The organism is Elstera sp., from assembly GCF_044372965.1.
GTDB lineage: Bacteria > Pseudomonadota > Alphaproteobacteria > Elsterales > Elsteraceae > Elstera.
In genome coordinates, this window is record NZ_JBILQX010000178.1 from 1 (window position 1) to 7,516 (window position 7,516).

Below are 7,516 nucleotides of genomic sequence, written 5' to 3' on the forward strand. Positions count from 1 at the left end.
GATACTACGCCATGCTGGACGCACCAGCCATGGCCGCATAACTTAAACCAAACGGTCTCCGGCAAACTCGGGGCGGTTCACTCCGGCGCAACGATCACAGTGCGCGTTTTCGGATCATACCGGTCCGCATCGGCGAGCAAATCGATCTCAAGTGCCTCATAGGGCTTGTCGGAATCGCTCTGTCTTACGATCACGGCACCGCTTTCCCCTAAAATAGTCCAAGGACTGCCATCGCTCGGCATTAAGACGGCGGTATTTTCATCCAAACCAAGGGCCAACGGCGCCTTCAACACTTTCATCGCCTCGACCAGACGACCAATCAGACCTCGCTCCAAAAAATGCGCGTCAATCAGGACATTCGGCGCGAAGTTTAATCCCGGTGCTAGTCTGAGCTTGCCCTCGATCAGTGCCTCAATCGAACTGCCGGCCCCGCACTCGCACAGCATGGTCTTGCTCGCCATCATCGCCCCGGCACTGGCCCCGAACACGGTTGCGCCCTGGGCGTGTCGGCGGCGGATCGCCGCTAAAGCAGGCGTATCGGACCCATTTTTCTCAAGCAGGCTGATCGAGAGCAACTCGGGTACCCCGCCACCAAAATAAAACCCCGTGCAGCGCTCGATAGCACTCAAGACCTTCGGGTCGCGGGTGGTCGTGCTGGCATTGTCCGCCCGAATACCGAGTTTGATATATTTTTCGCCGTTTTCGGCACTAAGTTCGCTAAACGGCTCGGCTGCCGGATTAGCCGCTTCAATAAAGCAGATTGTTTTTTCCGAGGCCGTGAGCGCGCCCGTCAGCGTCAAAAACTCACTCACCTTGAAAAAAGGATCGCTGCCATCCGAATTTCGGCCACCGCCGCCGCCGTGCAACACAAGATTACCGGGCTTTAAGCGCTTTTCAGCCGTTTCGATGACAAAGCCCGTTCCCGCGCCGAACGGCAAGGCATTCGTTGGGGTGGGCGGCTTGGGAGCCGCTTCTTGAGCAGTGGGAGCACCAGTCGCGGGTTGTGAAGAGCTTGTTGATCCGCTCGTCTGGCATCCGACGAGAAGAATGGCCGTCAGGGCAAAAGCGACTCGGGGCGTCCAGCCGGTTATAAAACGCATCAAATTTGCCTCTTTTCAATCGTTCCCCGCGCCACTTTAGCACGCGCTTTCCGCGAAAAAGCAAGTTACCCCGCCCGCAAAAACCGCGCCGCCGCGTCCCGCTCGAACAGATACAGCAGAATCCGCATCGCCTTGCCCCGGTCTGAAACAAGGTCCGGGTCTTTGCCCAGCAGGTTCAGCGCATCGGTGCGCGCCGTTAGCAGCAGCTCTTCCTGCTGGATCGGATCGCAGAGCTTGAACCCCGGCAGGCCACTTTGTTTGGTGCCCAGCACTTCGCCGGAGCCGCGCAGGCGCAAATCTTCTTCGGCGATGCGGAAGCCGTCTTCGCTCTCGCGCAGGATTTTGAGGCGGGCGCGCGCAACTTCCCCCAAGGGGGCCTGATACAGCAGCAGGCAGGTGGAGCGGTCACCGCCGCGCCCCACGCGCCCACGCAACTGGTGCAACTGGGCGAGTCCGTAGCGTTCGGCGTGTTCGATCACCATGATGGTCGCTTCCGGCACATTGATGCCGACTTCGATGACCGTGGTGGCGACCAGAATTTTCAGTTCGCCGCGCGCAAACGCACCGATAGCGGCGTCTTTCTCCGACGGCTTCAAGCGCCCGTGCACGAGGCCGACGATGCCCGGCCCAAAAACCTGTTCCAGCGCCGCCGCGCGGTCGGTGGCTGCCGCCAGATCGACCAGTTCGGATTCCTCGACCAGCGGGCAGACCCAATAGACGCGCGCCCCCGTTTGGATGGCGCGGCCCACGGCGTAGACGACTTCCTCCAACCGCTCCAGGGGCAGGGCGCGTGTGTCGATGGGTTTGCGCCCCGGCGGTTTCTCTAGCAGCCGCGATACGTCCAAATCGCCGTAAGCGGTGAGGGCGAGGCTGCGGGGGATCGGCGTTGCCGTCATCACCAACACATCAACCCCTCGGCCCTTGCCCGCCAGGGCCAAGCGCTGATGGACCCCGAAACGATGTTGTTCGTCGATCACGGCGACGGCCAAATCCTTGAAAACAACGTCTTCCTGAAACACGGCGTGGGTGCCGATCAACAGATCAATCTCGCCCGCCGCGAGGCGCGCCAGCAGGGCTTCGCGCGGCTTGCCCTTATCGCGGCCCGTGAGGATGGCCACGCGCAGCCCGACAGCCTCGGCGAGCGGCTGAATGGTTTCGGCGTGCTGGCGGGCGAGAATTTCCGTGGGGGCCATCAGCGCCCCTTGCGCGCCCTCCTCAATCGCAACCGCGAGGGTGAGCAGGGCCACCACGGTTTTCCCGCTGCCGACATCGCCTTGAAGCAGGCGCAGCATGCGCTTGTCCGACGCGAGATTGGTGTCGATTTCCGCCAGTGCCTGTTCCTGGCTGTTGGTGAGCGAAAAGGGCAGGGCCGCCCGCAAGGCCGCGCGCAGTTTGCCGCCGCCCTGCGCGGCTGCCGCCAGAGCGCGCCCGGTCAGGCGCTTGTGATGCTCGCGCAGCAGGAGGAGGGCCATTTGATTGGCGAGGATTTCGTCGTAGGCCAAGCGCTGCCGGGCGGGGTTGTCGGGCGCAAGATCGGCTTCGGACTGCGGATGGTGCAGGGCGCGCACGGCGTCCGCCCAAACGGGCCAGCCGCGCGCTTTGACCAACGGCGGATCGGCCCATTCCGGCAGGTCCATCACGCGCGCTAAAGCCGCTTCCACCAACGCTGCCAATACCTTGGGCGTGATCCCTGCCGTCATCGGGTAGATCGGTTGCGGCTCGGTGGCGCGGGTAAAGCTTTCCAAACCCCCGACGAAATCCGGGTGCGCCATTTGCTTTTCGACGCCAAAGGCTTCGATTTTCCCGGCAATCACCCGCTCTTCGCCCAAAGGCAGCAGCTTTGCGATATAGTCGCCCTTGGCATGGAAGAACACCAAATGCAAAAAGCCGCTGGCATCGCGCACGCGCACCCGCCAAGGATGGCGCGGGCTGTCCGGCGCGCGGTGGTCTTCCACCGTCACCCGCAGGGCGGCGCTCTCGCCCGGCACGGCTTCGGCAATGGACTCGCGCGGGCGATGCTCTGACAGGCCGACCGGGCGGTGCCAGAGCAGATCGACGACCGAGGCCAGCCCCAGCTTCGCCAACAGCTTCGCCCGCGCCGGCCCAACTTTGGGCAGCGCTTCCAGCGAGGCGAAGAGGGGGAAGAGAATTTCGGGGCGCAAAGCGGCAATCCTATCTTTCACCGCTGACAGGCGGTGGGGAGCGGTCTATATCCATCCCCGATTTCGGACAAGCACGAACCAGCGAGGCCCGCATGACCGAAGACCTAAACACTCGCCGCAAACGCATTCTGTTTCAAGCCCGGCACCGGGGGACGAAAGAAGCGGATTTACTGATTGGCCGCTTCGTCGAAGCCCATCTCGCGGGGTTTGATGCGCCCGATCTCGACGCGCTGGAAGCGGTGATGGCCGAGCAAGATCTTGATCTGGTCGCCTGGATCATCGGCGGCGTCACCCCACCGCCCGCCGCGAATACGCCGATGCTCGCCCGCATTATCGCCTACCATACGGCCTAAACTCGACTGGATGCCCGATGAGCCTCGCTAAAACCCCCGCTTGGTACGCTGCCCCCGGCAGGCTCGATCTGCACGGCGTGCCGGAGGGGTACGAAGCCCTCGTGCTGCGTAGAGCCGCCGAGGCAATTGGCGAGCAGGGTCGGGCCGTGCTGCATATCGCCCGCGACGACGCCCGCGTGGCGCAACTGACCGAAAGCCTGAGCTTCTTCGCGCCCGATGTTGCCGTGCTAAGCTTTCCGGCTTGGGACTGCCTGCCCTATGACCGCGTCTCGCCGAACAGCGATGTCGTGGCGAAACGGCTGGATACGCTCACCCGATTGCTGAGCGAGGCCGGGCAGAAGACGCCGAAAGTGGTGCTGACCACCGTCGCCGCCATAACCCAGCGCGTGCCGACGCGCGAAAGCTTGGCGCAAGCGGCCCTGGTGCTGAAAGCAGGCCAGCGGATTGAGGGCAAGGTGCTGCTCGGCTTTTTCGAGCGCAACGGCTACCACCGCACCGAAACCGTGCGCGAGCCGGGCGAATATGCCGTGCGCGGCGGCATTATCGACGTGTTCCCGACGGGGATGGCGGAACCCCTGCGTCTCGATTTCTTCGGCGATACGCTGGAAACCCTGCGCGATTTCGATCCGGCCTCGCAACGGTCCACCGGAACCCGGAAGGAAGTGACCTTTCGTCCGGTTTCGGAAGTGCCGATGGATGAAATCGCCATTCACCGCTTCCGCTCGGGCTACCGCAGCCTGTTCGGGGCCGAAACCGGCGGCGATCCGCTCTATGAGGCCGTCAGCGCCGGGCGCAAGCAAATCGGCATGGAACATTGGCTGCCCCTGTTCCATGAGCGGCTGGAAACCCTGTTCGATTATATGCCGACGGCGGCGATAACGCTCGATGCGCAGGTTGAAGAATCGATTACCTCGCGCTTCGACCAGATCCGCGAATTCTTCCAAGCGCGTAAGGATCTCGCCAATTCGGCGCGCAAAGAAGGCGCGCCCTATCATCCGCTGCCCGCCGATCTCCTGTATCTCACCGACCGCGATTTGCGCCTGAGCCTGGAGGCCCGGCCCCACGCGATTTTCCATATCGGTGCCGCGCCGGAGGATGCCGCCAATCGCGCCGATACCGGCACGCGCCCCGGCCATGAGTTCGCCGAAGCCCGCATGCGCCCGGATGGGTCGCTGTTCGATGCCGTGCGCGAGCATGTGGTTTCCTTACGTGCCCAAAAGCGCCGCGTGATCGTCGCCGCCCAATCCCCCGGCGCGCGCGACCGGCTGTTCGGCCTAATGCGCGACCACGGCATGCCCGCGCTGGAGACGGCAGAGAGCGGCCCCGCCGCCTTCGCGCTGCCCGCCGACAAGGTGGTGCTGGTCACGCTCGCCCAGCCGCGCGGTTTTCTCGCCCCGGATTTCGCCCTGATTACCGAAGCCGATATTCTCGGCGACCGGCTGATTCGCACGCAAAAACGCAAAAAAGCCGCCGATTTCATTACCGATGCGGGCACGCTCGGCACCGGCGATCTGGTCGTGCACGTCGATCACGGTATTGGCCGCTACGAGGGGCTGGAGACGATCACGGCGGGCGGCGCACCGCACGATTGCCTGTGCATCTCCTACCTCGGCGGCGATAAGCTGTATGTGCCGGTGGAGAATATCGACACGCTCTCCCGCTTCGGCTCGGAAGACGCGGGCGGAACGCTGGATAAGCTCGGCGGGGCCGCGTGGCAGGCGCGCAAAGCCAAGGTGAAGGCCCGCATCCGCGATATCGCGGCGAAACTCATCGCCATCGCCGCCCAGCGGGCCTTGCGCGAAGGCGCGATCTATACCCCGGCGGAAGGGCTGTACGAGGAATTCTGCGCCCGCTTCCCCTACCCTGAAACCGACGATCAGCTCCGCGCCATCGACGATACGATTTCGGACCTCGCCGCCGGAAAACCAATGGACCGGTTGATTTGCGGCGACGTTGGCTTTGGCAAAACCGAGGTCGCCCTGCGCGCCGCCTTCGTCGCCGCCCTCTCGGGCCAGCAGGTGGCCGTGGTGGTGCCGACGACGCTGCTCGCCCGCCAACACTACCATAATTTTGCCAATCGCTTCAAAGGCTTCCCCGTGCGGGTTGAGACGCTGTCGCGCCTCGTGACGCCCAAACAAGCCGCGCTGACCAAGGCCGGGCTGAAGGATGGCACCGTCGATATCATCGTCGGCACTCACGCCGTCCTCACCAAGAGCATCGAGTTTAAACGGCTCGGCCTCTTGGTCGTTGACGAAGAGCAACATTTCGGCGTGTCGCAGAAGGAGCGGCTGAAGGAGCTAAAGTCGGACGTTCACGTCCTCACCCTTACCGCAACGCCGATCCCGCGCACCCTGCAACTGGCGCTGACCGGCGTGCGCGACCTCTCGATCATCGCCACCCCGCCCGTGGACCGGCTGGCGGTGCGCACCTCGGTTCTGCCCTATGATCCGATGGTGGTGCGCGAAGCCATCCTGCGCGAACACTTCCGCGGCGGGCAGAGTTTCTACGTCAGCCCCCGCCTGGAAGACCTTGATATGCTGGCAGAACGCTTACGCGTGCTGGTGCCGGAAGTCAGTTTCACCACCGCCCACGGGCGCATGGCCGCCACCCAGCTTGAAGACGTGATGAACGCCTTCTGCGACGGCAAATACGATGTGCTGCTCGCCACCAATATCGTGGAAAGCGGGCTCGACATCCCCTCGGCCAATACGATGATCGTCCATCGCGCCGACCTCTTCGGCCTGTCGCAGCTCTATCAGTTACGCGGGCGTATCGGTCGGTCGAAACTGCGCGCCTACGCTTATCTCACCCTGCCCACCGGCAAAGTGCCCACCGAAAGCGCGCAAAAGCGCCTGGAGGTGATGCAGACGCTCGATAAACTCGGCGCAGGCTTCCAACTCGCCAGCCACGATCTCGATATTCGCGGCGCGGGCAACCTCTTGGGCGACGAGCAGTCCGGCCATATCCGCGAAGTCGGCATCGAGCTGTACCAGCATATGCTGCAAGAAGCCGTTGACGCCGCCCGCGCGGGCGGGTTTGCGGGCGAAGGCGGGGCGGACGAAGCCTGGTCCCCGCAAATCGCCGTCGGCATCCCCGTGCGCATCCCCGAAACCTATGTGGCCGACCTCGGCGTGCGCCTAGACCTCTACCGCCGTGCCGCCGTGCTGGCCGACCGCAGCGAAATAGATGGTTTCGCCGCCGAAATGATCGACCGCTTCGGCCCGCTGCCCCCCGATGCCGACGGGTTCCTGAAAATCATCGCCATCAAATCCCTCTGCCGCCAAGCGGGCGTAGAGAAAATCGACGCCGGGCCGAAAGGCGTCGTCATCACCTTCCGCAACAAAAGTTTTAAGAACCCGGACGCCCTCATCCGCTACCTGCAAAAACAAGCCGGAACGGTGAAACTCCGCCCCGACCATAAACTCGTGGTCATCCGCGCCTGGGACACCACCGCCGAGCGCCTCCAGGGCGTGACCCAGGTGATGCAGCAATTGGCGGACTTGGCGGGGTAGGGAGTTTGGAGAGGGTAGGGCTTTCGCTTCGCGGGGTTCCACCCCGCACCCCGCCAGGACCGAAGCCGGTCCTGGACCTGCACTCTTGACGGAACCCCGGCGGCTTCGCTAGGGTCCGCCCCACGGATGGGTGGCCGAGTGGTTTAAGGCAGCGGTCTTGAAAACCGCCGAGGGGCAACCCTCCGTGGGTTCGAATCCCACCCCATCCGCCAAATTATCCTTTCAAAACAGACCAATAGCGTTTCAGTGAGGGAATGATAGTTCGAGACATTTCGACATTTTCAGACCTGTTTCGATTCAGATTTACCCAAGATTTACCCATAGAAATCGGAAATTTCGTTAGGAATCCGTTTCGTGATAAGTGTTGATTTTCGTCGAACTAACATGAA

Annotated in this window: 4 protein-coding genes and 1 tRNA gene; 3 read left to right on the top strand and 2 right to left on the bottom strand. The window is 63.1% G+C overall.

The genetic code is table 11. The features are described 5' to 3' along the window. Window positions 1-77: 77 nt before the first annotated feature. Together ACIQ36_RS16730 and recG are read right to left on the bottom strand one after the other, a co-directional pair. Window positions 78-866 (bottom strand): cyanophycinase, encoded by a 789-nt coding sequence (locus ACIQ36_RS16730; RefSeq protein ID WP_395831397.1) that lies wholly within the window; start codon window positions 864-866, stop codon window positions 78-80. A gap of 299 nt (window positions 867-1,165) precedes the next feature. Beyond that, window positions 1,166-3,262: an ATP-dependent DNA helicase RecG gene (recG, locus tag ACIQ36_RS16735; RefSeq protein ID WP_395831399.1), complete on the bottom strand. Its 2,097-nt coding sequence runs from the start codon at window positions 3,260-3,262 to the stop codon at window positions 1,166-1,168. A gap of 92 nt (window positions 3,263-3,354) precedes the next feature. Between recG and ACIQ36_RS16740 the strand changes: the two genes are divergently transcribed. The 3 genes from ACIQ36_RS16740 to ACIQ36_RS16750 all read left to right on the top strand — a co-directional run bounded on the left by ACIQ36_RS16740 (window position 3,355) and on the right by ACIQ36_RS16750 (window position 7,339). After that, on the top strand, window positions 3,355-3,615 hold the full coding sequence (locus ACIQ36_RS16740; RefSeq protein WP_395831401.1) for a succinate dehydrogenase assembly factor 2: 261 nt from the start codon (window positions 3,355-3,357) through the stop codon (window positions 3,613-3,615). Window positions 3,616-3,632: 17 nt separating this feature from the next. Beyond that, window positions 3,633-7,127 (top strand): transcription-repair coupling factor, encoded by a 3,495-nt coding sequence (mfd, locus tag ACIQ36_RS16745; RefSeq protein WP_395831403.1) that lies wholly within the window; start codon window positions 3,633-3,635, stop codon window positions 7,125-7,127. A 124-nt stretch (window positions 7,128-7,251) separates the two neighbouring features. Next, window positions 7,252-7,339 (top strand) — tRNA-Ser (locus ACIQ36_RS16750). Window positions 7,340-7,516: the final 177 nt, after the last annotated feature.